Annotated in this window: 21 protein-coding genes; 11 read left to right on the forward strand and 10 right to left on the reverse strand. The window is 43.0% G+C overall.

Going from position 1 to position 25,907, the window contains the following annotated elements; translation table 11 throughout:
* Window positions 1-38: 38 nt before the first annotated feature.
* Window positions 39-1,466 carry a dihydrolipoyl dehydrogenase gene (gene lpdA, locus F9817_RS04945; protein ID WP_161153850.1) on the forward strand — a complete coding sequence of 476 codons (1,428 nt, stop codon included), beginning with the start codon at window positions 39-41 and terminating at the stop codon, window positions 1,464-1,466.
* Window positions 1,467-1,590: 124 nt separating this feature from the next.
* On the opposite strand, the gene F9817_RS04950 is transcribed toward lpdA, so the two are convergent.
* Window positions 1,591-2,214, reverse strand: a complete 624-nt coding sequence (locus tag F9817_RS04950; protein WP_161153851.1) for a LuxR/HapR/OpaR family quorum-sensing transcriptional regulator — start codon at window positions 2,212-2,214, stop codon at window positions 1,591-1,593.
* A 326-nt stretch (window positions 2,215-2,540) separates the two neighbouring features.
* Between F9817_RS04950 and hpt the strand changes: the two genes are divergently transcribed.
* Entirely contained in the window at window positions 2,541-3,071 is a 531-nt protein-coding gene (gene hpt, locus F9817_RS04955; protein ID WP_161153852.1) for a hypoxanthine phosphoribosyltransferase, read from the forward strand.
* A gap of 72 nt (window positions 3,072-3,143) precedes the next feature.
* Here hpt and can read toward each other — a convergent pair whose 3' ends face one another.
* Window positions 3,144-3,812: a carbonate dehydratase gene (can, locus tag F9817_RS04960; RefSeq protein WP_161153853.1), complete on the reverse strand. Its 669-nt coding sequence runs from the start codon at window positions 3,810-3,812 to the stop codon at window positions 3,144-3,146.
* A gap of 593 nt (window positions 3,813-4,405) precedes the next feature.
* Here can and F9817_RS04965 point away from each other — a divergent pair.
* Together F9817_RS04965 and F9817_RS04970 are read left to right on the forward strand one after the other, a co-directional pair.
* Window positions 4,406-5,320 (forward strand): ABC transporter ATP-binding protein, encoded by a 915-nt coding sequence (locus tag F9817_RS04965; protein ID WP_161153854.1) that lies wholly within the window; start codon window positions 4,406-4,408, stop codon window positions 5,318-5,320.
* Window positions 5,321-5,328: 8 nt separating this feature from the next.
* Entirely contained in the window at window positions 5,329-6,099 is a 771-nt protein-coding gene (locus F9817_RS04970; protein WP_161153855.1) for an ABC transporter permease, read from the forward strand.
* A 71-nt stretch (window positions 6,100-6,170) separates the two neighbouring features.
* Here F9817_RS04970 and panC read toward each other — a convergent pair whose 3' ends face one another.
* From panC to sfsA, 7 genes are all read right to left on the reverse strand, one after another.
* Window positions 6,171-7,052, reverse strand: coding sequence for a pantoate--beta-alanine ligase (gene panC, locus F9817_RS04975; RefSeq protein ID WP_161153856.1), 882 nt, complete (start codon window positions 7,050-7,052; stop codon window positions 6,171-6,173).
* Between the two features lie 10 nt (window positions 7,053-7,062).
* Entirely contained in the window at window positions 7,063-7,857 is a 795-nt protein-coding gene (gene panB / locus F9817_RS04980; protein WP_161153857.1) for a 3-methyl-2-oxobutanoate hydroxymethyltransferase, read from the reverse strand.
* A 28-nt stretch (window positions 7,858-7,885) separates the two neighbouring features.
* Window positions 7,886-8,368, reverse strand: a complete 483-nt coding sequence (gene folK / locus F9817_RS04985; protein WP_161153858.1) for a 2-amino-4-hydroxy-6-hydroxymethyldihydropteridine diphosphokinase — start codon at window positions 8,366-8,368, stop codon at window positions 7,886-7,888.
* Window positions 8,365-9,726: a polynucleotide adenylyltransferase PcnB gene (pcnB, locus tag F9817_RS04990; protein ID WP_161153859.1), complete on the reverse strand. Its 1,362-nt coding sequence runs from the start codon at window positions 9,724-9,726 to the stop codon at window positions 8,365-8,367. The genes folK and pcnB overlap by 4 nt, the downstream gene beginning before the upstream one ends.
* A gap of 112 nt (window positions 9,727-9,838) precedes the next feature.
* Window positions 9,839-10,708, reverse strand: a complete 870-nt coding sequence (gluQRS, locus tag F9817_RS04995) for a tRNA glutamyl-Q(34) synthetase GluQRS (RefSeq protein WP_161153860.1) — start codon at window positions 10,706-10,708, stop codon at window positions 9,839-9,841.
* Window positions 10,709-10,963: 255 nt separating this feature from the next.
* The gene (dksA, locus tag F9817_RS05000; protein ID WP_161153861.1) at window positions 10,964-11,410 is read right to left on the reverse strand and encodes an RNA polymerase-binding protein DksA; all 447 of its coding nucleotides are present in this window, start codon (window positions 11,408-11,410) and stop codon (window positions 10,964-10,966) included.
* 122 nt (window positions 11,411-11,532) lie between these two features.
* Entirely contained in the window at window positions 11,533-12,291 is a 759-nt protein-coding gene (gene sfsA / locus F9817_RS05005) for a DNA/RNA nuclease SfsA (RefSeq protein ID WP_161153862.1), read from the reverse strand.
* A 117-nt stretch (window positions 12,292-12,408) separates the two neighbouring features.
* Between sfsA and hrpB the strand changes: the two genes are divergently transcribed.
* From hrpB to F9817_RS05040, 7 genes are all read left to right on the forward strand, one after another.
* Entirely contained in the window at window positions 12,409-14,874 is a 2,466-nt protein-coding gene (gene hrpB, locus F9817_RS05010; protein WP_161153863.1) for an ATP-dependent helicase HrpB, read from the forward strand.
* Complete coding sequence (mrcB, locus tag F9817_RS05015) at window positions 14,871-17,207, forward strand: penicillin-binding protein 1B (RefSeq protein ID WP_161153864.1); 2,337 nt, start codon at window positions 14,871-14,873, stop codon at window positions 17,205-17,207. The genes hrpB and mrcB overlap by 4 nt, the downstream gene beginning before the upstream one ends.
* 123 nt (window positions 17,208-17,330) lie before the next feature.
* Window positions 17,331-19,601, forward strand: a complete 2,271-nt coding sequence (locus F9817_RS05020; protein ID WP_161153913.1) for a patatin-like phospholipase family protein — start codon at window positions 17,331-17,333, stop codon at window positions 19,599-19,601.
* 251 nt (window positions 19,602-19,852) lie between these two features.
* Window positions 19,853-22,450 carry a bifunctional aconitate hydratase 2/2-methylisocitrate dehydratase gene (acnB, locus tag F9817_RS05025; protein ID WP_161153865.1) on the forward strand — a complete coding sequence of 866 codons (2,598 nt, stop codon included), beginning with the start codon at window positions 19,853-19,855 and terminating at the stop codon, window positions 22,448-22,450.
* Window positions 22,451-22,597: 147 nt separating this feature from the next.
* Window positions 22,598-22,969: a YacL family protein gene (locus tag F9817_RS05030; RefSeq protein ID WP_161153866.1), complete on the forward strand. Its 372-nt coding sequence runs from the start codon at window positions 22,598-22,600 to the stop codon at window positions 22,967-22,969.
* 216 nt (window positions 22,970-23,185) lie between these two features.
* Window positions 23,186-23,524 carry a P-II family nitrogen regulator gene (gene glnK / locus F9817_RS05035; protein WP_161153867.1) on the forward strand — a complete coding sequence of 113 codons (339 nt, stop codon included), beginning with the start codon at window positions 23,186-23,188 and terminating at the stop codon, window positions 23,522-23,524.
* A gap of 29 nt (window positions 23,525-23,553) precedes the next feature.
* Window positions 23,554-24,783, forward strand: coding sequence for an ammonium transporter (locus tag F9817_RS05040; protein ID WP_161153868.1), 1,230 nt, complete (start codon window positions 23,554-23,556; stop codon window positions 24,781-24,783).
* An 89-nt stretch (window positions 24,784-24,872) separates the two neighbouring features.
* Here the strand turns inward: F9817_RS05040 and rsmC are convergent, their stop codons facing one another.
* Window positions 24,873-25,898 carry a 16S rRNA (guanine(1207)-N(2))-methyltransferase RsmC gene (rsmC, locus tag F9817_RS05045; protein WP_161153869.1) on the reverse strand — a complete coding sequence of 342 codons (1,026 nt, stop codon included), beginning with the start codon at window positions 25,896-25,898 and terminating at the stop codon, window positions 24,873-24,875.
* Window positions 25,899-25,907 lie beyond the last annotated feature (9 nt).

The raw sequence follows: 25,907 nt of genomic DNA on the forward strand, positions 1-25,907 counted from the left end.
CTCAGCCTGTAAGGGATATTTGACTACAAGAGGTCGAAATGAGCAAAGAAATTAAAGCCCAAGTTGTTGTACTTGGTGCCGGTCCTGCTGGTTACTCCGCTGCATTCCGTTGTGCAGACTTAGGTCTGGACACTGTTCTTATTGAACGCTACAGCACCCTAGGTGGTGTATGTCTAAACGTGGGTTGTATCCCATCGAAAGCATTACTTCACGTTGCGAAAGTTATCGAAGAAGCAAAAGCACTTTCTGAGCACGGCATCGTGTTTGGTGAGCCACAAACTGATATCGATAAAATTCGTTTGTGGAAAGAAAAAGTGATTAACCAATTAACTGGCGGTCTTGGCGGTATGGCTAAGATGCGTAAAGTTAACGTAGTTAACGGTTTTGGTAAATTCACTGGCCCTAACTCAATCGAAGTTGAAGGCGAAGATGGCAAAACAGTTGTGAACTTCGACAACGCTATCGTTGCAGCTGGTTCTCGTCCAATCAAACTGCCATTCATCCCACATGAAGATCCACGTATTTGGGACTCAACTGATGCTCTAGAGCTGAAAGAAGTTCCTGAAAAACTGCTTATCATGGGCGGTGGTATCATCGGTCTGGAAATGGGTACGGTTTACCATGCACTAGGTTCTCAAATCGACGTTGTTGAAATGTTCGATCAAGTGATTCCTGCTGCTGATAAAGACGTAGTGAAAGTATTCACTAAACGTGTTGCTAAGAAATTCAACATGATGCTGGAAACGAAAGTAACAGCAGTTGAAGCGAAAGAAGACGGCATCTACGTATCTATGGAAGGCAAAAAAGCACCTGCTGAACCAGAACGCTACGACGCAGTTCTAGTTGCGATCGGTCGTGTACCAAACGGTAAACTTCTGGATGCAGAAAAAGCGGGCCTAGAAGTAGACGAGCGCGGCTTCATCAACGTTGATAAGCAGATGCGTACTAACGTTCCTCATATCTTCGCTATCGGTGATATCGTTGGTCAACCAATGCTTGCTCACAAAGGTGTGCATGAAGGCCACGTTGCAGCAGAAGTTATCTCTGGTAAGAAACACTACTTCGATCCTAAAGTGATTCCATCAATCGCTTACACTGAGCCTGAAGTGGCTTGGGTTGGTAAAACTGAGAAAGAAGCGAAAGCAGAAGGTATCAACTACGAAGTATCCGTATTCCCATGGGCTGCTTCAGGTCGTGCAATCGCATCTGACTGTTCAGATGGTATGACTAAACTGATCTTTGATAAAGACACTCACCGTATCGTTGGTGGTGCTATCGTTGGTACTAACGGTGGTGAACTACTTGGCGAAATCGGTTTGGCTATCGAGATGGGTTGTGATGCAGAAGATATCGCTCTAACTGTTCACGCTCACCCAACTCTACATGAGTCTATCGGTCTAGCCGCTGAAGTATTTGAAGGTTCAATCACTGACCTTCCAAATGCAAAAGCGAAAAAGAAAAAGTAATCTACTTTCTCTATGATCAAAAAAACCGCTGAGATTCAGCGGTTTTTTTATGCCTTGAATAACAACAAGGCCGATTATCTAATTAATCGAGGCTTAAAGCCGTAAGCCTCGAATTGCGAGCTGATTAAGCAGCAGCTTCGCTATTATAGATACAAAGCATATCTAGGTAATGGTTAACCAATTTATGGACGCTATTTTCGTTACGAACACGGTTCGCTTGCACAAATAGTGAGTAGCAGATACCGTGGAATAATGTTGCCATGTCTTCTGCATCGTAGTTGCTATCAAGCTCACCACGTTCAATGGCTTTAGCAAACATGTTTTTCAGCAGTAATTGGTTAGTACGGTTAGTGGAAACAAATAGAGGCCAAACTTCATCACGAGTTGAAGCGCTCCATTCAAACCAAACTTTTAGCCAATGACAATCATCAATAGCAAGATTTACCATGCCATCAGCGATGTTAGTTAGGTTTTCTCGTGCCGGAAGATCTAAGTCAATGTTGTCGGTTAAGAAGTTGGAAAACTGTCGTACAACAAAAGTGAGGACATCGTCGACCAAATCTTCGCGAGTTGGAAAGTAGTTAAATACTGTAGCAACAGACACTTGCGCAATATCTGCGATGTCTGCGTGACCGCCACGACCAATCCCTCGTTTAGCAAACACTTCCAATGCAATTTCCATTAGCTGGTGTTTACGTTTTTGAGGAGATAGACGGGTTCTTGGGCGTTTTTCTATTGAAGCATCCATATAGTTAATCCTTGCCTTGATGACTTACGTTGTTAATTTGTGAAACGAATGTTTACTAGTAATTATTTTATTATTTGCATAAAGCAATTTTGAGTGTACTGATGCATATTTATCAGGTCAACGACTAAAACTTGCTTATGCCATATTAAATTAAGATTTATGTTACTTATAATTTTTTGGTGAGTATTCTCTCACTCTGTTTGCCGGAGGGAAACGTTTTCCTGAAGCAAAAGGAATGATACTATACGCGGCTATTATTTTGGAGTAATTTTAAGCAGTTTTCCATAAGATGCTTATGGTAATGGCTCAAAAACAACGAGAGCGGTATGAAACATAAAGTTGAAGTGATGATCTCTGAGCAGGAAGTTCAAGAGCGAGTTCGTGAATTAGGGAAACAAATTTCGCAGCACTATAAAGAAAGTGAAAATCTAGTATTAGTAGGTTTACTGCGCGGTTCCTTTGTCTTTATGGCCGATCTTGCCCGTGCTATTGATGTTACTCACCAAGTCGATTTTATGACCGCTTCTAGCTACGGCAATAGCATGGAAAGCTCTCGTGATGTACGTATTTTGAAAGACCTTGATGATGACATCAAAGGTAAAGATGTGCTGCTTGTTGAAGATATTATCGATACGGGTAATACATTAAGTCGTGTGAAAGAAGTTCTGGCACTACGTGAGCCTAACTCGATTGAAATCTGTACTTTACTAGACAAACCTTCTCGTCGTGAAGTAGAAGTGGATGTGCAATGGATTGGTTTCTCAATTCCTGACGAATTTGTCGTGGGTGTCGGGATCGATTACGCGCAGAAATATCGTCATTTACCTTATATCGGTAAAGTGGTTCCTCTTGCATAATATCTTATGTAATCGAGAGTGAAATAAGAAAGGAGCGTGAAAACGCTCCTTTCTTGGATCTTGGTTAATGGATTACCGACATAATAGGGCATAGTCGGGATTCAAAATACTTTCCATGGATTTTTGGTAGCTTGTATCAACCGTTTCTGGAGACGTACAACGCTCACCAAGGTATTCTAAATGGCCATCTTCAATACCATAGACCACACCATGTAGTTCGACATCTTGACCACGTTCCCACGCATTTTGTAATACCGTAGAATTACCGATGTTATACACTTGCTCTGCTACGTTGATCTCAGCGAGTTTGTCCGATTGATTTATTCCCGACATCTTGTCTAGATATGTGCGATGTTTGAAATAGAGATCGCGGATGTGCAGCAACCAGTTATTGATGAGTCCGAGTTTAGGATTATCGATAGCGGCAGTAATACCACCACATCCATAGTGGCCACAAATGATGATGTGTTTGACTTTAAGAACGTCGACTGCATACTGAACAACCGACAAGCAGTTAAGGTCGGTATGAACCACTTGGTTGGCAACATTACGATGCACGAATAGTTCACCAGAATATAGTCCAGTTAGTCGTTCTGCGGGAACTCGACTATCTGAACACCCAATCCATAGAAAATCAGGATTTTGTCCTTTGGCTAACTTAGTAAAATACTCAGGGCGTTCAGCTTTTATGGAAGCTGACCATTTCGAGTTATTATCGAATAATTGTTTTAATTCTGGCATTCTAATTCCCTTCATTAACGATGCCAACTATACACAATGATAGGCGCCAAGCACAGATATTATACTTAATCTTTTTGCGGTTATTTTGTCGGCGGTCACCCACAATATACGCAAAAGTGTTTTTTACAAAGAATTCATTGTTACCTCTTGTCTCTTTTGGGCTCAGTGATAAGGTGACGGGATTATTCTTCGTTGTTATACCCAAGTAACCTCAAGATGCGGTTTCAGCGAGAATGTATTCGCTCATAGGCAAGGCACTGATTTGAGGACATAGTCATTCTACGTTGAAAATCAGTAACACAGCCTAGGAGCGAATAAAACTCGCCCTTCGGGAGCTCATCAACAAACCTATTTCTGCGCTCAATCACGTTGAAAGGGAATGACCATTCCTGCCGTGGTTGAGCTTGACCTAGGCTCGTTGATGAAGCTCTGAATCCTGTATCTTGAGGTCATTTGGGTATATCAATAAAACAGCAGAGTAAATACTCTACTATTTAAGTTCATTATTAAACCATATACTCGTTAGGCGAATAGCCTTGGCGATTGAGATATTGTTATCTCAATGTTGTTCTTTTAGACGATATGAGAATGTTATGTACGCTTTAGAATTAGATCAATTACGCAAGACCTATTCCGGTGGTTTTGAAGCATTGAAAGGGATCAGTCTGTCCGTTAAAAAAGGCGATTTTTACGCATTACTTGGTCCTAATGGGGCAGGGAAATCAACCACAATAGGGATTATTTCTTCTTTAGTGAATAAGACCTCAGGTTCCGTGAAGGTCTTTGGCTACGATATTGATAAAGATTTAGAATTAGCTAAACAAAACTTGGGCCTGGTGCCTCAAGAATTTAACTTCAACCCGTTTGAAACCGTTGAGCAGATTGTGATGCAGCAAGCCGGTTATTACGGGGTGAAAAAAGCGCTAGCTAAAGAACGCGCGAAGAAATATTTATCTCAGTTGGATTTATGGGGTAAACGTCATGAACGGGCGCGTAATCTTTCTGGTGGTATGAAGCGTCGTTTGATGATTGCACGTGCGCTTATGCATGAGCCTCATTTGTTGATTCTTGATGAACCTACCGCTGGGGTAGATATCGAACTGCGTCGTTCGATGTGGGAGTTTTTAGAGCGAATTAATCGTGAAGATGGCATTACGATTATTTTAACAACTCACTATCTCGAAGAAGCTGAGATGTTATGTCGTCATATAGGCATCATCAATCATGGCGAATTAATTGAAAATACCACGATGAAAGGTCTATTAGGTAAGTTAGCGGTTGAGACGTTTATTTTGGATGTCAATGAAACAGAGACGATTCCTCAGCTAGAAGGTGTGCGTTCACAGGACATTGTAGACGGTTCACTTGAAATTGAATTGGATAAAGAACAAGGGCTTAATCACGTATTTGCTCAATTGAGTGAACATGGCGTTAAAGTGCTATCAATGCGTAATAAAGCTAACCGTCTTGAAGAGCTGTTTGTCAGCATTATTCACCAAGCAGATTGAGGATAAACATGTATCAGATTTACTGGACAGCATTTTGTAGTTTGCTGCACAAAGAAGTGAAACGATTTACTCGCATTTGGGTACAAACTGTCGTTCCACCAGCGATTACCATGACGTTGTATTTCATCATATTTGGTAATCTGATTGGTTCTCGAATTGGCCAAATGAACGGCTTTACCTACATGGAGTACATAGTTCCTGGCCTGATTATGATGTCAGTCATTACTAACTCTTATTCCAATGTTGCATCGTCTTTTTTTAGCGCCAAATTTCAAAAAAACATTGAAGAGTTATTAGTTGCTCCTGTGCCTAATTACGTAATTATTGCGGGTTATGTGATGGGCGGAGTTTCACGAGGTTTATTAGTTGGCGCTATGGTTACTGGTGTGTCGCTATTTTTCGTTGATTTGCAAGTTCAGCACTGGTGGATTGTGGTCGCTACGGTATTTCTGACTTCCGTCGTGTTTGCTTTAGGCGGCTTAATCAATGCCGTATTCGCGAAAAGTTTTGATGATATCTCTATCGTGCCTACCTTTGTTTTAACGCCGCTGACTTATTTAGGTGGTGTTTTCTACTCGATCAGTCTGTTGCCTGAATTTTGGCAAGGAGTATCTAAAATCAACCCAATTGTGTACATGGTAAATGCCTTCCGTTATGGGTTCCTTGGTGTTTCTGACGTGGGGATTGGTACGTCATTTGGTGTGCTGGGAATTTTTGTCGTGGGTTTATATTGTGTTGCGCACTATCTGATTACTAGTGGCAAAGGTCTAAGAGCCTAATTAGTATATTACCGTGAAAAAAAGGGCAGCACTGTGTGCTGCCCTTATTGTTATCACCGTGAAGAACTGGATTATTCTTCTTCTTGACTCGGTTTACTTTCAACCGAGAAGTCTAGAACTTGGTTATCGATTAAACGAACATGTCCCAAGTAAGCCGAAATAAGAATAACGGCTTGTGTGGTGGTTTCGCTAATTGGTTGGAGCGTTTTGGCATCACGAATAAAGATCTGATCAGGAATAAGATCAGCAGCGCGGAGTTGATCGCTGGCATCTTCTGCGATAGAGGCATAATCATCGCGACCATTACGCATCGCACTGCTCATCCAGCGCATCGTTCTTGCCAATACAGGGGCGAGTTGGCGCTCAGCCACTGTTAATAGATTATTACGCGAGCTCATGGCTAAGCCATCTAATTCACGTACGATTGGTACCCCAATAATTTCAATATCCATTGCCAGATCTTCGACCATTTGACGAATCACAGCTAATTGCTGAAAGTCTTTTTCGCCAAAACAAGCCACGTCCGGTTGAACGATATTAAACAGCTTAGTCAGAATGGTAGCAACACCGCGAAAGTGCCCTGGGCGAGCAGCGCCTTCTAACATATGAGATAAGCCAGGAACCTCAACAAATGTCTGTTTATCTAAGCCGTTAGGGTAAATGATCTCAGGGGTAGGGGTAAATACGAGATCAACGCCCTCACCATTGAGTTTATTCAGATCATCATCTAATGTGCGTGGATAGCTATTTAAGTCATCCGCTCGATCGAATTGTAGTGGGTTTACAAAAATACTGGCTACAACGATGTCACCTTCTTCGTGTGCTTTACGCATTAAAGTTAAGTGTCCTTCGTGTAAGTTACCCATTGTTGGTACAAACGCGATATTACGGCCTTCACGCTTATATTGTTTGATTTGCTCACGTAGTGACGCAATGTCAGAAAATGTTTGCATGAATGACTCCTTAAGCAATGGTATGTGCTAAACCAGGGAATTCTCCACTGGCAACATCGGCGATGTATTTTGCGACAGCTTGGCGCATATCCCCAGTTTCAACTAAGAAATTCTTAGAGAACTTAGGCATATAATTTGCGGAAATGCCAAACATGTCGTGCATTACCAAAATTTGACCATCAGTTTGATTACCAGCACCAATACCGATGACAGGAATATCTAACACTTTTGTGATCGTTTCAGCCAAAGCGGCTGGTACACATTCAAGTACCACAATTTGTGCGCCAGCTTGTTGGAGTGCCAGAGCATCATTAAGCATTTTTTCAGCTTGATCTTGTTCTCGGCCTTGTACTTTATAACCACCAAAAATATTCACTGCTTGAGGGGTTAGCCCCAAATGAGCGCAGACAGGTACAGAGCGTTCAGTTAACATCGTTATGGTATCTGCTAACCAACCTCCACCTTCAATTTTTACCATGTTAGCACCAGCACGCATGAGCTTAGCTGCTTCTTGGCAAGCTTGCTCTGGCGTTGCATAACTCATAAACGGCATATCGGCCATGAGTAAGGCATTTGGGCTACCTTTACGCACAGCTTTTGTATGGTAGGCAATATCTTCTACTGTGACGGGCAGGGTATCATTTTCACCCTGCAAAACCATGCCTAAAGAATCGCCGACAAGAAGAACCGGCATTTCCTGGCTTTCAAATAGTTGAGCGAAGCTGGCATCGTAGGCCGTGACGCTCGCAAATTTACGACCTTCTTGTTTCCATTTCATTAGGTCGTTTATTGTGATTTTTTTCATTACTGTTCCTTACTAGATAAGGCGCTGACTATTGCCAGATTTTAAGCCCATTTAGCGGTACTGCTTCCAGTAGATCCTTTAGTGCGGTTCCATCTGGTAGACACAACTCAGACGCTATTTCTGCCAGAGGATAAAGGACAAATTCCCGTACTTTCATTCCATAGTGAGGGAGCGTCAGGCGTTCGTTTTCAATCACTTCCTGACCGTAGAGTATGATATCGAGATCAAGCGTACGAGGACCCCAGCGCTCTTTTTTACGTACTCTACCATGTTGTTGTTCGATTGACTGTGTGCAATCTAATAGTTCCAGTGGTGAAAGCTCAGTTGTAATTTTCACCACGGCATTGATGTAGTCTGGTTGATCCTGTGGCCCCATTGGCGTACTACTATACAAAGAGGATGTGGCAATAAACGTTGAGCGAGGCAACGATTTTAGTGCTTCGATGGCTTCGTTTGCTTGTGCAACAGGTTCGCCAAGATTACTGCCTACCGCAATATATACTGTGATCATGACTCAGTTTTGCTCTTTTTTTTGTTCGCAGGTTTGCGACGACGAGCTCGTGGCTTTTGCGTGCTAGCCTGATTGAGGTCATTTACCATCGCTTGACGCATATTGCGTCCTGCTGATTGGAATGTATCCCACCACAAGGCCAGTTCTTTAATTTCGCCCCCTTCGACTTCACCTCGCATTTTTAGGAAGTCAAAGCCTGCACGGAATTTATTTAGCTCCATTAAACGAAAAGCACGTTTACCATTACGACGAGGTAAGCGCAGTTGTAACTGCCAAATTTCGCGAATTGTTGCCGTATGACGACGTGGAATCGCAATACGTTTTACTACTCGATCAAGTACTTGGTTACTCGCTTCCATCACGGCATCATAGAAATTGATATTGGTTTCTTCTACCAATTTATTAGCACGTTCGATCATTGGATACCAGAGTATCGCTGCGAACATAAAAGCGGGATTAATGCGTTTGTTTTCTTCAACGCGAATATCGGTGGAATCCAATGAGAGATCCAGTATATGTTCGGTATTTGAGCTGTAATCAGGAGTGAAATGCTCACTAATTACAGGGAACAACTGTTCAAAAACATTGTATTCGCGCATCAAGTGATAGGTTTCTAAACCGTATCCCGATTGCAGCATCTTTAAGGATTCTTCGTAAAGGCGTGCCGCTGGAATATCACTTAATAGATAAGCGAGGCGTTCGATAGGCTCTGCAGTATCTTCTTCGATATCAAAATCTAGTTTTACTGCAAAACGAATTGCACGCAGCATGCGTACCGGATCTTCACGATAGCGAGTCTTGGGATCGCCAATAAGTCGAACCAAGCGATCTTCTAAATCTTCGACGCCACCTGCGTAATCGTGAATGCTGTAATCGGCAATGTTGTAATACATTGCATTGATAGTGAAATCACGACGCTCTGCGTCTTCATCTTTGGTGCCGTATACGTTATCACGTAATAACATACCCTGATCGGATTGTACGGATAACTGAGTATTTTGCTCTTGATGGTGTCCACGGAAGGTCGCCACTTCTATAATATCGCGACCGAACATGATGTGGGCAAGACGAAAGCGGCGACCGATTAAGCGACAGTTACGAAATAACTGACGAATTTGTTCTGGAGTCGCATTTGTCGCTACATCAAAATCTTTTGGTGTACCGCCGAGCATTAAATCACGAACACCGCCTCCAACAAGGTAGGCTTCGTACCCAGCACCATGTAAGCGATACAACACTTTTAGCGCATTTTCACTGATCAACTGGCGAGAAACAGAGTGCTCTTGGCGCGTGATAATGTTCAAAGCTAAGTTTGGGTATACGCGGTGTCCGCGTTGTTGTAAATCGTTGTTATTCATGTGCATCTGACAATGATTGGTGTTACCCATTTCGTTCGTGAACTTCACGTGACACGAGGGGGAACAGGACGAATTTGCGGCTAATAATAGCCTAGACGGTGCCATTTGAGAATCATGCGATGATCTTGATCTCTGATGGTAACTGTTGTAGGCACCACGTTCTACATCCCCAGTCGATCATGTTTTCTACGGTTAAATCTGAAAAATCTTCAGGTAAATCAAAACCTAAAAACTTCATGGCCCGTTGTAGATCCTGTTTAGGATGGTCATCACTTATTGCTGTCGCATGATTCTGTTTGGAAAACTTATTCCCATGTTCATCGACAGCCAAAGGTAGATGTAAGTAGCTAATCGGTGTCTGATGAAGTGTATGATAGAGACTGATTTGACGACCCGTTGGTTCTATCAAATCTGCGCCGCGTACTACTTCTGTGACACCTTGAGTAATATCGTCAATCACTACCGCTAAGTTATAAGCAAACAAGCCATCACGTCGTTTGATAATGAAATCTTCATGCGCGAGTGCTTTAGGGATGTGAATTTCCCCTTGTCTTAAATCGATAAATGACTCAACCGGGTTATCCATACGCAGTCGCACAGAACAATGATCACTGTGAGTTAAACGCTTATTTCTGCAGGTTCCTAAATAATATCCTCCAGACGCCTTAATTTGTTTGCGTGTACATTCGCAAAAATAGGCTTGCCCTTCTTCTAACCAAGTATCAATTTGTTGCTGGTATAAGTGATGCCGTTGGCTTTGATATACCACTTCACCATCCCAATGCAGCTGATAACGTTCAAGCGTTCGAAGAATTTTATCCGCTGCCCCAGGCATTTCTCTTGGTGGGTCGAGGTCTTCAATTCTTACCAGCCATTTTCCTTGCTGTGAACGTGCTTGGAAGTAGCTACCCAGTGCTGCTACCAAAGAGCCAAAGTGTAATAGCCCTGATGGAGAGGGAGCAAAGCGACCAATATAACTCATGTTTGTAACTTACACCTTTATAATGACGCGCCATTGTAGCGAAATGAAGACCATGATGCAGCTATAAAACCCATTGACCTGATAGCTTGGGGAATGTATCTATCGCGATATACAGAGAAGAGAAATCTTTGAGGGTGCAGAGAGCCTGGCTTCTGCCCTGATGGGAGAAGCTAAGAGGACATTACTAAAGTTTTGCTTGGCACCACCGCTTTAGTAATAAAAAAGGGAGCATTACGCTCCCTTTTCAATTGGATTTTATCCTAGCATTTGCTTTTCTTTCATCTCAGCTAGCGTTTTACAGTCGATACATAAATCAGCTGTAGGGCGAGCTTCTAAGCGACGAACACCAATCTCGACGCCACATGATTCACAGTACCCGAAATCTTCATCCTTGATCTTATCGAGTGTTTTCTCAATTTTTTTGATCAGGCGACGCTCACGGTCACGGTTACGCAGTTCTAAGCTAAACTCTTCTTCCTGTGACGCACGGTCAACAGGATCGGGGAAGTTTGACGCTTCGTCTTGCATGTGGTGAACGGTACGGTTTACTTCGGCCCTGAGCTGGTCACGCCATGCTTCAAGAATTTTAGTAAAATGTTCAACTTGGCCAGGTGACATGTACTCTTCACCCGGTTTTTCTTGATATGGTTCAACACCAGCAATGGCTAGGATGCCTAGCGTTTTCTTTTTGGACTCAAGCATACAGCATCTCCTACTAACACCTAGTCAACTGCGATAGCAGTTAAATTAAGGCGGGTATCTATAGCAAAAAGAAGACAGAGTGGCAATCATTCATTAGCAAACTTATCGTCAATGTGAAGATATCAACAGTTTTTTGCTGTATGAGGGACGAATTCGACACGAGACTCTAGTTGAATCTCATTTTCAGAAAACGCTGCCTTGTAGCATAGTACTTCTACTCCAGCTTCTTGCGCCATTGTTAACAATCGCGAATATTCCGCGTCTATATGGAGAGCAGGAGAGACTTTTTCAATCCCTGAATGCAAAACAACGTATAAAAGTACGGCCCTGCTCTCATTTTTAACCATCTCAGTCAGTTCTCTAAGGTGTTTTTGTCCGCGAAGCGTTTTAGCATCGGGAAAGAAGCCTTGTCCTCTTAACTCCGAATTTTCTTCTACTGCCAACACATTATCGTCTAGCAGAGTAACACTTTTTACTTCGATGTAACATTTTGGTTCAGTTTGAGAGGTCAGTAGTATATCTATCCGACTATTTTCAATCCCGTACTTCACCTCAGTGTGGAGCTGATCATAGTTTTGTAGTTCTAGAATAGTTCCATTTTCAATAGCTTCCACTGCTAATTGATTTGCACGAGAGGTATTGATGCCAATTTTATCGCCTTGGGCGGTTTGGGTTATTTCCCAACTATGTGGATATTTTCGTTTTGGATTGTCTGAGGTGGAGTACCAAATCGTCGAACCTGGCTCCGCACAGCCAGTCATTGCGCCGGTATTGGCGCAATGAAGCGTAAACTGCTCGCCACTTTCCGTTTCAACATCCGCCAAAAATCGTTTATAGCGTTTGATTAATTTGGCTTTTTTTAATGGTGGAATAAATTTCATTTCAGTAGCCTGATACGGATATATGGGATGACATATCCCCCGCTTATTTTGCGAAAGTTTGGGTATATACTGTTTTTCTGTACAATAGTCTGGTCATTTAAGCATAAGGAGCGTGACTTGTCACAATTGCCTATCGCCGATGTATTACCGTTGTTAATTGAACAGATAACACATCGTCCTCAAGTCATTTTAAAAGCGGAGCCTGGCGCAGGTAAATCCACTTATTTTCCATTGCAATTACTTTTATCGGGTTGTATTTCTGGAAGAATTATCATGTTGGAGCCAAGACGTTTGGCGGCCAGAAATATTGCTGCTTATTTAGCAAAGCAACTCAATGAACCTGTCGGGCAACGTGTTGGTTTTCGAGTCCGTGGTGAAACAAAGGTATCATCTGCGACTCAGCTTGAAATTGTGACAGAAGGCATCATGACACGCATCATTCAGAATGACCCTGAGCTTGATGGCGTGGACATGGTCATTTTTGATGAATTTCACGAGCGAAGTATTCATGCAGATACTGCGTTAGCGTTGAGTCTTGAAGCTCAATCGGTATTAAGAGACGATCTAAAAATCGTTGTCATGTCTGCAACGTTAGATCAACAGTCATTAGGTCGGTTGCTCCCTGAGTCAGCTTATGTGGAATCATCAGGACGGCAATATCCAGTCGAACTGCGTTATAACCCTATCAAGCAGGGGGAGCGTTTAGCGCCAGCTATGGTCAAGTTGATTCGCTCTCTGCTCAATTCTGAGCAAGGGTCGCTATTGGCCTTTTTGCCCGGGGTTAGTGCGATTAAGCAGGTAGAAGAGCAACTGTTAGGAACATTAGATGATGTTGTCGATGTATGTCCTCTTTATGGGCAGCTCGATTTCAAGCAACAGCAAAAAGCGATTTCACCGGCTAAAGATGGTCGGCGAAAAGTGGTATTGGCGACCAATATTGCAGAGACCTCATTAACTATAGAAGGCATTCGTTTAGTCGTTGATTCCGGCTTAGAACGTACCGCCAGTTTTGATTTAAAAACAGGCATTACCCGCCTTCAAGAAACTAAGATAGCTCAATCTTCTGCACAACAAAGAGCAGGGCGGGCTGGACGTTTGGAACCCGGCCTGTGTGTTAGGCTCTACAGTGAAAGTCAGTATCAGCAGCAACCGAAAGTTCCCACGCCTGAAATTTTGCAAAGTGATTTGGCTCCGTTAGCGATGGAATTAGCTGCATGGGGAACAACGGATGAAACCAGTTTATCTTGGCTAGATACGCCACCTAAAGCGTCGTTACAGCAGGGAAGAGAGTTACTTCAGCAATTATGCTTGATGCGTTCAGATTATCAATTAACGGCTATGGGGCAAGATGCTCATCAACTCGGTTTGCCTCCGCGCACTGCGGCGATGCTGCTGCAGGTTCAAGATGATCCCCTGTATTTCTCTGCCGCTGTGGCTGCGGCTGTCTTATTAGAAGAGCCGGAAAAAAATAGTCTTGATATCAGCCATAGTTTGTATCGCTGGCAGGAAAAACGCCATCCTAAATCATCATGGTTGTATAAACGGGCCCAACAATTGTGTTTTGCCTGTGATAACGAATTTAACCTTGCAACGGTGACGGCTAGTCAACTCTCGCTGGTAGTGGCGATGGCTTATCCTGATCGCATTGCTCAGTTACGCGATAATTCATTAGGCCAATTCCGTTTAAGTAACGGCCACGGTGCGTGGATTCATGAAAGTGAGCCATTAGCTAATGAGCACTATTTAGTGGTGACTGAGTTAATGCGTCATCAACAGCAGGCTAGTCAAATTTTTTCAGCAATAGCACTGGATATTCAACAGCTAGAAAATACCTTTGGCGCTTTATTTAAAACTAGTGAAGTGGTTGATTGGGATGATAAATCAGGCAGACTTACCGCTGAGAAACAGACCAAAATGGGTCAACTCGTCATTCAGCGCATTGCGCTCCCTGAGCCCAGTAAGGAAAAAATGACGCAAGCTTTGCTCAATTATGTCTCACGCAAAGGATTAGGCGTATTAAATTGGACACAGGATACCTTGGCATGGTTAGAGCGAGTGAGGTGTGGTATTGAGTGGTTACCACACGAGGGATGGCCTGCGATGGATGATGATAGCCTACGCTCTAGCGTCGACGACTGGTTAGCGCCTTATTTACTGGGGTGTACTTCAGCCAAGCAATTGCACAAAGTATCGGTTCTAGAAGCGTTAAGTGCTCGCTTAGGTTGGCCTCTTAATCAAAAGATTGATGAATGGCTGCCTACTCATCATCAAATGCCGACAGGAACAAAGAAAAAGATTCGCTATCAGCAAGGCATGTCACCCGTACTTTCAGTTCGAATGCAGGAAGTTTTTGGTGAAAAACAATCACCAGTGATTGCTCAAGGAACACAAACTGTTGTAATGGAATTACTGTCTCCGGCGCAAAGACCTTTGCAAGTCACGCAAGATCTCGCGGGATTTTGGCATGGTGCATATCGCGAAGTGCAAAAGGAGATGAAAGGACGTTATCCCAAACATGTTTGGCCTGATGATCCGGCGAATCACGTAGCGACAACGAAAACAAAACGACAATTGAATTCATGACTAAAAAAACAACACCGAAAAACAGCAAAAAGCAGTCAAAAGACAAAGCTGCCAGCCACAAGCAACCGGTAAAAAAAGGAATATGGCGTAAGTTATGGAGCATCGGGTGGAAACTTTCGATTGCCGTAGCAGCGGTGCTTTTGTTTGTTGGTATTTATCTAAACAGTGTCATCAAGCAGAGATTTGACGGACAACTTTTTCAGTTACCTACGGTGGTATATGCTCGTATCTTGCAACTGGAACCCGGTATGGACATCAGTTTGGAAGAGGTCCGCAATGAACTGGATGTATTGAAATACCGTAAGGTTCGTCAACCACACTATCCAGGAGAATATTCCGCTTCTTCTAGCCGTATTGAATTAATTCGTCGTCCCTTTGAATTTGCTGATGGCCCCGAGCCTGATCGCCACGTGATGCTAACGTTTGATGATGGTGGTTTAACCCATATTCAATCACTAGAAAAACGTGGGGAACTTGGTTATTTGCGTCTTGACCCTAAGATGCTTGGTATGTTGGAGAAAAATACTCCGGAAACACGTTTATTCCTGCGCCGGGATCAGTTCCCAGAAATTATGGTCGATGCTCTACTGACCACAGAAGACCGCCATTTTTATCAGCACGATGGTATTGCACCATTAGCAATCTTGCGTGCAATGCTAGTTAACTTACGTGCAGGCCATACAGTGCAGGGTGGCAGTACCTTAACCCAGCAATTGGCTAAGAATATATTCTTATCTAATAATCGGACCATCTGGCGTAAATTGCGTGAAGCCTATATGGCTTTGATCATTGATTATCGTTATAGCAAAGATCGCATTTTGCAGGCGTATATGAATGAAGTGTATATGGGGCAAAATGGCAGTGAAGCAGTACATGGTTTTGGGTTAGCCTCGCGACTCTATTTTGGGCAACCTCTGCAGGAGCTGCGTATTGATCAAATCGCTCTTTTGGTCGGGATGGTGAAAGGTCCCTCTTATTATAATCCTGTTCGTTATCCTGAACGTGCGCGAGAACGACGTAATCTAGTACTCAAGCTTATGATGGAAAGAGATATTCTTACCGCTAAGCAATATGAAGAAACCGTTTCTCGTCCACTGGATGTACAGAAACATCCGCATATTGCTAGCCGTCAGCCTGCCTACTTCCAGCAGTTGTCGATTGAATTGCATGATAAGGTGGGGGATGCCTTTAAATCTGAAACAGGCTTACGTGTATTTACTTCCTTAGACCCTGTTTCACAGGTGGATTTGGAAAGAGCAATAAAGCATAAGGTTCCTCAGTTAACTCGTCATGGTGGCAAAGAATTAGAGGCCGCTGCTGTTGCCGTTGATCGTAATACCGGCGAAATTCGCGCTATGGTTGGCGGAAAACGGGTAGGTTATGACGGGTTTAACCGAGCGTTAAATGCGAGCCGGCAAATTGGCTCTTTGGCAAAGGGGGCTGTGTATTTAACCGCGTTAGCTCAACCTGATAAATTCAGCTTAGCGACAACATTGCATGATAAACCGTTGACGTTGAAAGGTAATGAAGGCAGCGTATGGTCGCCACGTAACTTTGATCGTCGTTATCGCGGTGATGTGCCTCTTTATTTAGCGTTAGCGAAGTCATTGAATGTACCAACAGTCGAACTGGGTATGTCTCTCGGTATCGAAAATGTTGTGGATACCTTAGTGAAATTAGGTGTACCTCACCATGAGATTCGTCCAGTGCCAAGTATGTTCCTAGGCTCATTTACGTTAACACCAATGGAAGTAGCCCAGATGTACCAGACCATTACTAACTCAGGGCGAAAAGCACCACTATCGGCATTGCGTTCTGTATTGGATTTGAAAGGCAATGTTCTGTATCAATCTATCCCTAAAGTTTCACAGGCGGTACCACAACAGGCTGCATGGTTAACGACGTACGCGATGAAACGAGGCGTGCTGGAAGGAACTGGCCGCTATTTACAGAATCATTTTTCTTGGGCTGCGTTAGCTGGAAAAACGGGCACCAGTAGTGATACTCGAGACAGTTGGTTTGTCGGCGTTGATGGTCGCGAGGTGACAACCATTTGGGTTGGACGAGATGACAATAAGCCCACTTATTTAACTGGTGCAAGCGGTGCTTTACGAATTTATGCGGATTATCTCGATCGTCGTATCCCGCAGAAATTAGTCTTGCCTTGGCCAAATGAAATCAGCACGATAGGGTTTGATAAAACCTCTGATGGTGATTTACGTGTCGATTGTGCCAGTGAACTGAAATTACCGGTTTGGGATGATAAAGGTCAATGGAAAGAGCAGTGCCAGCAAGGTTCCTCTAATTGGCTTAAGCGTTTATTTCAGTGGTAATTTTTAATATTGTTTGAGGTATGACTGACTACAGTCATACCTCAACGGGTAATATCCCACCTTATATTCTAATTATTCTAAGGATTTTCAGTGAAGTTGTTGAACCGCTATGTGTTGGCTGCAATGTGTTTATTACCCGCTTTTTCAGTTTGGTCAGCCGATCTAGCAGCTACTGACCATGTTCAGCATAGTTCGCGCCCTAAAATTGCTTTGGTATTAGCGGGGGGAGGAGCAAAAGGTGCAGCGCATATTGGGGTACTGAAAGCCTTAGAAGAATTACATGTACCGGTTGATATTGTCACCGGCACAAGCATGGGCGCTTATGTCGCAGGCCTCTATGCGATAGGTATGGATGCTGATCAAATTGAAACTATGGTTAATTCGATTGATTGGAACGAAGGTTATCGCGATCGTGTTGACCGAAGTGAACGTCGGGTTAGGGACAAAGAACATGAAGACCGTTATCAACTGTATACAGATTTAGGTATTCGCTGGGGAGAGATCCGTGCTCCGAAAGGCGTAGTGCAGGGACAAAACATGCTGAAAATTTTGCGCCAAAGCACCCATAATTTATTGCCGTTTAAATCCTTTGATAATTTAGTGATTCCGTATCGTGCGGTTGCTACTGACATAACCAAATTGCAGCCAGTGGTGCTTGATCATGGTTATTTGGTTGATGCGATGATGGCAAGTATGTCTGTACCTGGTGCATTGCCGCCCTATGAACTCGATGGTCATTGGTTAGTTGACGGTGGGGTCACTAACAATATGCCGGTCGATGTTGCTCGTAAAATGGGCGCAGATAAGGTCATTGCTGTTGATATCAGTACTGACTATAAAGATTCTGAAGATTTTACCAATTTTTTCTCCATCGCTGACCAGCTATCTAATTATTTGGTTCGCAGCTCGACTCAAAAACAAGCCGACACACTGACCGATGTAGATGTGTTGTTGCATCCAGATGTCGGCATGATGGAAACAACAGAATTCAATAAAATGCCGCAAGCCTTTAAAAAAGGGTATCAGGCGGTCATGGCTAACAAAGAAAAATTTAAGTCTTTTGAGTTATCCCCTAAAGCTTATCAGGCTTATGTGGCGGAGAAAATGAAACGACGAAAGCTCCTGAAACGCGGCAGTGACATGAAGGTAGATAAAGTCGTTATCAATAATATGTCTCACTATAGTAATGAACTTCTAGAAAACCGGTTAGACCTAAAATCAGGTAAAGTTATTCCGCAAGATCAAGTTGAGCAGAGCGTTGAAAGCTTATATGCACTCGATCGTTTTGAACAAGTCAGTTACGAATATGATGACAGTAATGATGAAAATGATTTGATTGTTAATGTTAAAGAGAAATCTTGGGGGCCTAATTACGCCAACTTTCGTTTCTTTTTAGAAGATGACTTTAATAGTGATAGTCAATATTCAATCGGTATGTCGACTAACTTCACCGATATTAATAAACAAGGCGCAGAGTTGACGCTGAATTTTAATATGGGAACCGACAAACTCATTGAGGCAGAATTTTACTCGCCGCTTTTTTCTGGACAGAAGACTTTCTTTACCTCATCTGTACGCTATAGCATTGATAAACGAAGTGTACCTTTAACGGGGTTTGACGATACCTCCTTGCAAGCGACCGAAAACTACTATGCCTTAGAATACACGGAGTGGCGTGGTGAGGTTGCTTTCGGTTATCAACGCAATTTATGGCAGGAAGCTCAGATTGGTGGGCGATTGATTCAAGGAAACGCGGAGTATTCCACTTTACCTTCTTATGGGCATGCTAATTTTAAACGTGCGGGCATATTTTTAAACTACCGGATTGATACTTTAGATAATTATGCACTTCCAACCGACGGTATTTACTTTAATTTAGAATACTTATTCTCACATGATGAGATTTACGATGGGGATCAGCGTCTAATTTCAGATAGTATTGATACGGTCAACGAATTGTCGACTAAACTGATCTTAGCTCATAGCTTTGATCGGCATACGTTAGTTGGCCATATCGATTACGGGCAAGTGAAGAGTAAAAACACTTCAACCCCGATTGACCCTAAAACCATAGGTGGTTTTTTGAACCTGTCGGGTATTCCGCGTAATAGCCTGATTGGGCAGAATAAAGCGTTTGCTAGTTTAGTCTATCGTTATCGTTGGTTTGATAATGACTTTGGCCTGTTCACGTCGCCCGTCTATCTGGGCGCTTCGTTAGAATATGGTGGAGTTTGGTCAGACCCAGATGAAGATGTGAGTTCAGCGCCTCTGTATGCAGCCGGCTCGCTGTTTACTGGTGTTGACTCGCCCATTGGACCGATAATGTTCGGATATGGACGTACAGAGCAAGATTATAGCTCAGTCTACTTAATCATTGGTTCAAGCTTTGAGTAGCGATCCAAGTCTAAAATCCACATGTATTATGCATGTTTAGGCGTAACTTGATATGTTGATCAATGTGAGTAGATTTTAAAATATAGTTAGTTTTGCTAGTCTGTCGACCAAAGTTTAGCCTCTCTAGAGTGCTGTTTTTCTGCAAAAATGGATGAAGAACACGCTCAATCTGATAGGGAGTCTAAGTTTCCAAGGATGTCCACTCTCTATTCAAAAATAACCAGAGTGGACCGCAATGAGAGGAATATGTCGTGCTTGAAGCCTACCGTAAACACGTCGCAGAGCGTGCCGCTGAAGGAGTTGTGTCAAAACCTTTAGATGCAGAACAAGTTGCAGGACTTGTTGAATTGCTGAAAAACCCTCCCAGAGGTGAAGAAGCGTTTATTGTTGATTTACTTGAAAATCGCATTCCACCAGGTGTTGATGAAGCGGCCTATGTAAAAGCAGGATTTCTTGCTGCTGTGACAAAAGGTGAAGTGACTTCGCCTTTGATTAGTCCAGAAAAAGCGGCGCAGCTGCTTGGAACAATGCAAGGTGGTTATAATATTGCCCCACTCGTCGATTTATTAGATAACGATAAATTGGCTCCCATCGCAGTAAAAGCGTTATCGCACACTCTGCTTATGTTCGATGCTTTCTTCGATGTTGAAGAAAAAGCAAAAGCAGGCAACTCTGCGGCTAAAACGGTCATGCAGTCTTGGGCTGATGCCGAATGGTTTTTAGAAAAACCAAAACTGGCCGATAAAGTGACTCTTACCGTTTTTAAAGTGACTGGTGAAACGAACACCGATGACTTATCTCCAGCACCTGACGCTTGGTCTCGTCCCGACATTCCTCTTCATGCCCTCGCGATGTTAAAAAATGAGCGTGAAGGTATTAATCCTGATGATCCTGGCAATATTGGCCCGATTAAACAGATCGAAGCTCTTAAAGCAAAAGGTCATCAACTCGCTTATGTGGGTGATGTCGTTGGTACGGGGTCATCACGTAAATCAGCGACTAACTCTGTGTTGTGGTTTATGGGCGAAGATATTCCTTATGTCCCTAATAAACGCGCTGGTGGCTATGTCCTTGGTGGAAAAATTGCACCCATCTTTTTCAACACCATGGAAGATGCGGGAGCCTTGCCCGTTGAGCTTGATGTTTCCAAATTAAATATGGGTGATGTCATTGATGTTTATCCATATGAAGGAAAGGTATGTAACCATGAAACGGGTGATGTACTTTCTACGTTTAAATTAAAAACTGACGTTATTCTTGATGAAGTACGTGCGGGTGGTCGAATTCCTTTGATCATTGGTCGTGGTTTGACTGATCGTGCACGAGAATCATTAGGTTTAGAACCTTCTACCGTATTCACTCGTCCTGTCCCTGTTTCTGATAACGGGAAAGGTTTCAGTTTGGCTCAAAAAATGGTGGGTAAAGCCTGTGGTGTTGAAGGTATCCGCCCGGGAACTTACTGCGAACCGAAAATGACCACAGTTGGCTCACAAGATACCACAGGGCCAATGACTCGTGACGAGTTGAAAGATTTAGCGTGTTTAGGTTTCTCTGCTGATTTGGTGATGCAGTCTTTCTGTCATACGTCGGCTTATCCAAAACCGGTTGATGTTGAAACCCACCATACTTTGCCCGATTTTATTATGAACCGAGGTGGGGTATCGCTACGCCCTGGTGACGGTATTATCCACTCGTGGCTCAACCGTATGTTACTCCCAGATACGGTGGGTACTGGTGGTGACTCACATACGCGTTTCCCATTAGGGATTTCTTTCCCTGCTGGCTCAGGCCTTGTTGCGTTTGCCGCTGCAACCGGTGTAATGCCTTTAGATATGCCTGAGTCTGTATTAGTCCGTTTTAAAGGTAAAATGCAGCCAGGAATTACCTTGCGCGATCTTGTGCATGCAATTCCTTATTACGGGATTAAAAATGGCCTTTTGACTGTTGAAAAAGCAGGCAAAATTAATGAGTTCTCTGGTCGTGTCGTTGAGATTGAAGGCCTAGAACATCTAACAGTAGAGCAAGCATTTGAATTATCCGATGCTTCAGCTGAACGTTCAGCGGCCGGTTGTACGGTGAAATTGTCTAAAAAATCCATCTCTGAGTATCTAAACTCTAATATCACTATGTTGAAGTGGATGATCTCAGAAGGGTATGGCGATCGTCGTACCATTGAACGACGAGTTAAGGCGATGCAAGATTGGTTAGATAACCCAAGCTTGATGGAAGCCGATGAAAATGCTGATTACGCTCATGTTCTTGAAATCGATATGAACGAAATTAAAGAGCCTATCCTATGTGCACCGAACGATCCTGATGATGCTCGCACATTGTCTGATGTTGCAGGTACAGGCATTGATGAAGTGTTCATTGGTTCTTGTATGACAAACATTGGTCATTTCCGTGCTGCTGGCAAACTATTGGATAAATTCAAAGGTCAGTTAACCACTCGTTTATGGGTTGCTCCGCCAACTAAAATGGATAAAGACCAACTGATTGAAGAAGGTTATTACGGTATCTTTGGTCGTGCTGGGGTTCGTATTGAAACTCCAGGATGTTCGTTATGCATGGGTAACCAAGCCCGTGTTGCGGATAAATCAACGGTAATGTCGACATCAACGCGTAACTTCCCGAACCGTTTAGGTAATGGGGCCAATGTATTCTTGGCATCAGCAGAACTTTCTGCTGTTGGCGCTATTTTGGGGCGTATCCCAACGGCACAAGAATATATGGAATATGCGAAACAGATAGATGCAACCGCCGCTGATACTTATCGATATCTCAACTTCCATCTAATGGGACAATATACCGATAAAGCCGATACTGTTATTTTCCAAGCATCTGCCTAATAGAGCGTTATCTTCAAACGAGTAAAGAGGTCGCATTGAGCGGCCTCTTTTTGTAGGAGCATAATGTGTATGGCTGAGTGAATGACACTGCATCTTGCTGCCTTTTCGGTATATACTCTCCGCGATTTATTACTAATAACAGCAATTATGGAATTCGAATTTACAAAAAATACCTTACTCGGCGAGTACCAAGTTAAATGTTCAATGGAACATCAAATAGTCGGAAGGTGGCTTCAAGAGGAGATCGGTCGCGATTGCACAAAGATCGATCATATTTTTCAGTTGATCGAACAAGCGCACCAATATCCAGCAAATGAGCTTAAATGGTCTGGAAAAGAGATTTCCTTACTGCTGTGTGACTCTGAAGTCACTGTGCAGGAAAATACCATGATGGCTGGCTTTGAAGAAGATATTGATAGCGAGTTTTCACTTTATGAAAGTGAAAGTAGCGCACAATGTGGTTTGGAAGATTTTGAGTCCCTTCTCGAACAGTGGAAAACGTTCATTGCTCGATATTAAATCACGCTGTCCAAGATGATGCACTCAGATGGTGAGTGGTCGGTATAGCGCTTTATTATAGGGAAAAAGCTGCACCTTAGTGGTGCGGCTTTTTTGTTTTTTAGGCTATTTCCTTTTTAAATTTTATATATATCAATGACTTAAAAAGTTGGCACGCACCTTGGATTAGAAAGTCTGAAAGTGGATGACAGAATTTTGGATTTTGGAGAGGACGCGATGAAACTGATTAATGCAATCATTAAACCATTTAAACTTGACGATGTTCGCGAAGCACTTGCTGATGTGGGCATTGAAGGTATGACTGTTTCTGAAGTGAAAGGCTTCGGTCGTCAAAAAGGTCATACAGAACTTTACCGCGGTGCGGAGTACCAAGTGGACTTCTTACCTAAGGTAAAAATAGAAATCGCTACTCAAGCTGAAAACGTAGATCGAGTAGTTGAAGCGATAATTAAAGCCGCACATACCGGTAAAATCGGTGACGGCAAAATTTTTGTTTATGATTTGAGCCACGCAGTTCGTATTCGCACAGGCGAGACGGACACGGAAGCCCTTTAATAGTTATTTTCTAGGACGGAGAAGCTTATATGGAACTGTCGGTTACAGTAACAGAATTACGTTACGCATTAGACACTTTCTTTTTCTTGATTTCTGGCGCATTAGTGATGTGGATGGCAGCAGGTTTTGCAATGCTTGAAGCTGGTCTAGTTCGTTCTAAAAACACCACAGAAATCTTAACTAAAAACTTTGTACTTTATGCGATAGCGTGCACCATGTACTTGTTTGTTGGTTACAACATCATGTACGTTGATAATACTAGCGGTGGTTGGTGGCCATCATTCGGTTCATTAATTGGGACTCAAGCTGACGGTGCTGATCACTCATTGGAATCTGATTTCTTCTTCCAAGTTGTGTTCGTTGCGACTTCTATGTCAGTAGTTTCTGGTGCAGTTGCTGAACGTATGAAACTTTGGTCATTCCTCATTTTCTCAGTTATTTTGACCGCATTTATTTACCCACTAGAAGGCTACTGGACTTGGGGCGGTGGTTTCCTTTCAGAAGCTGGTTTTAGTGACTTTGCTGGTTCTGGTATTGTGCACATGGCAGGTGCTGCCGCAGCATTAGCTGGTGTGATTTTACTGGGTGCTCGTAAAGGTAAATTCGGTAAAAACGGTGAAGTTTACCCAATTCCTGGTTCAAACATGCCATTAGCAACATTAGGTACCTTTATCCTATGGTTTGGCTGGTTTGGTTTTAATGGTGGTTCTCAACTTGCTCTTTCTAACTTTGAGAATGCCACTGCTGTTGGTCAAATCTTCCTAAATACCAATGCGGCTGCGGCGGCTGGTGCAATTGCTGCAATGCTTGTATGTAAGACTACTTGGGGTAAAGCTGACCTAACTATGATTCTTAACGGTGCGTTAGCTGGTCTAGTTGCAATCACTGCGGATCCTCTATCACCATCACCATTGATGTCTGTTGCGATTGGTGTGGTTGCTGGTGTTCTTGTTGTGTTTAGCATCATCACTTTAGATAAACTAAAAATTGATGATCCAGTGGGTGCGATTTCAGTACACGGTGTATGTGGTCTACTAGGTCTTCTTGCGGTACCACTAAGTAATGCTGATGCTTCATTTGGTTCGCAAATCCTAGGTGCTGTTGTTATCTTTGCTTGGGTATTTATTGCTAGCTTGGTAGTTTGGGGCATCCTAAAAGCAACAATGGGTATCCGCGTTTCTGAAGAAGAAGAGATGGAAGGTATGGATATTCACGACTGTGGTGTCGATGCTTACCCAGAGTTTGTTACTGTTAAGTAATATAAGCTTCTACAATAAAAAACCTGCCATGTTGGCAGGTTTTTTTTATGTCTATTCGTTGTTACCAGAAAGTAAGGTAATGTTTAACCTTACTTTTTCTTCGCATGATAGATAGTGAATTTATTGGTTTTAGCTGGCATTTCACAATGCCCAAAGCTCTGTTCGATAATTGGTGGGTACTTTAAGAAACTATTAGCAACAACAAAGAGTTCTCCTCGGTCTGTTAATACAGATGGAGCTTGTGCCAGCAGCGTTTCAGTTGCACGATAACTGGTATCTAACCCAGAATGAAATGGAGGGTTTGTCACTAGGTAGCGATAATCTTGTTCGGTATCGGAGTAAACATCTGATGCAAAAACATGGCCTTGCAAATGATTAACCTTCAGGGTTTCTTGGGATGAACGAATGGCTAAGGCACTAATATCGCATTGGTGTAATTCAATATTAGGATTTAAGGTCGCCATGACCGTGCCAATGACTCCTGCACCACATCCAAAATCCAGTACTTTACCGCTCAGAGTTGGGAGCGTATCGAGTAATAGGCGACTGCCAATATCAAATTCGCCATGACTAAATACGCCGGGCAAACTACGAATGGTGATCTCATGTTCTTGATAGCTAACTTGATAAGATTTAAACCAATCATCTAATGAAAATGCGGGTATTTCCTGAGTACACTGGCCCCAGTAAAACGAGCAGCGGCGGGCAGAATCATACTTATTCACGATGCCATAGGGTTGAAACATCTTCTCAATACTTTTGACCCCAGAACGATTTTCACCTACGACAACAATTTCAGTATTAACACCTAATTTGGCAAATAACATAGCCAATAAGTATTGTGCCTCTTGTTTGGCTTTGGGCCAATACAGAAGAACTAAATCAGCAGGTGTGTCTTGGGTGAGTTCAGCACCAAAAAAACTAGTAATAGATTTATGGCCCAACCATTGGCGATGATAGCCATAATTGGTCGTAAAAATCTGTACGGATTCACAATGTTTTTCTAGTTCAGCAGGGAAGCGATCTTCAGCTTCACCGGCGACTAAAACATGTTTACCTGCGAAATATTCAATCTGGCGCTGAGCAATTTGGCTTGGTGCTGTGTATTGAGACATGGTGATTCC

The sequence above is a fragment of the Vibrio eleionomae genome, assembly GCF_009874545.1.
GTDB classification, from domain to species: Bacteria; Pseudomonadota; Gammaproteobacteria; order Enterobacterales; family Vibrionaceae; genus Vibrio; species Vibrio nitrifigilis.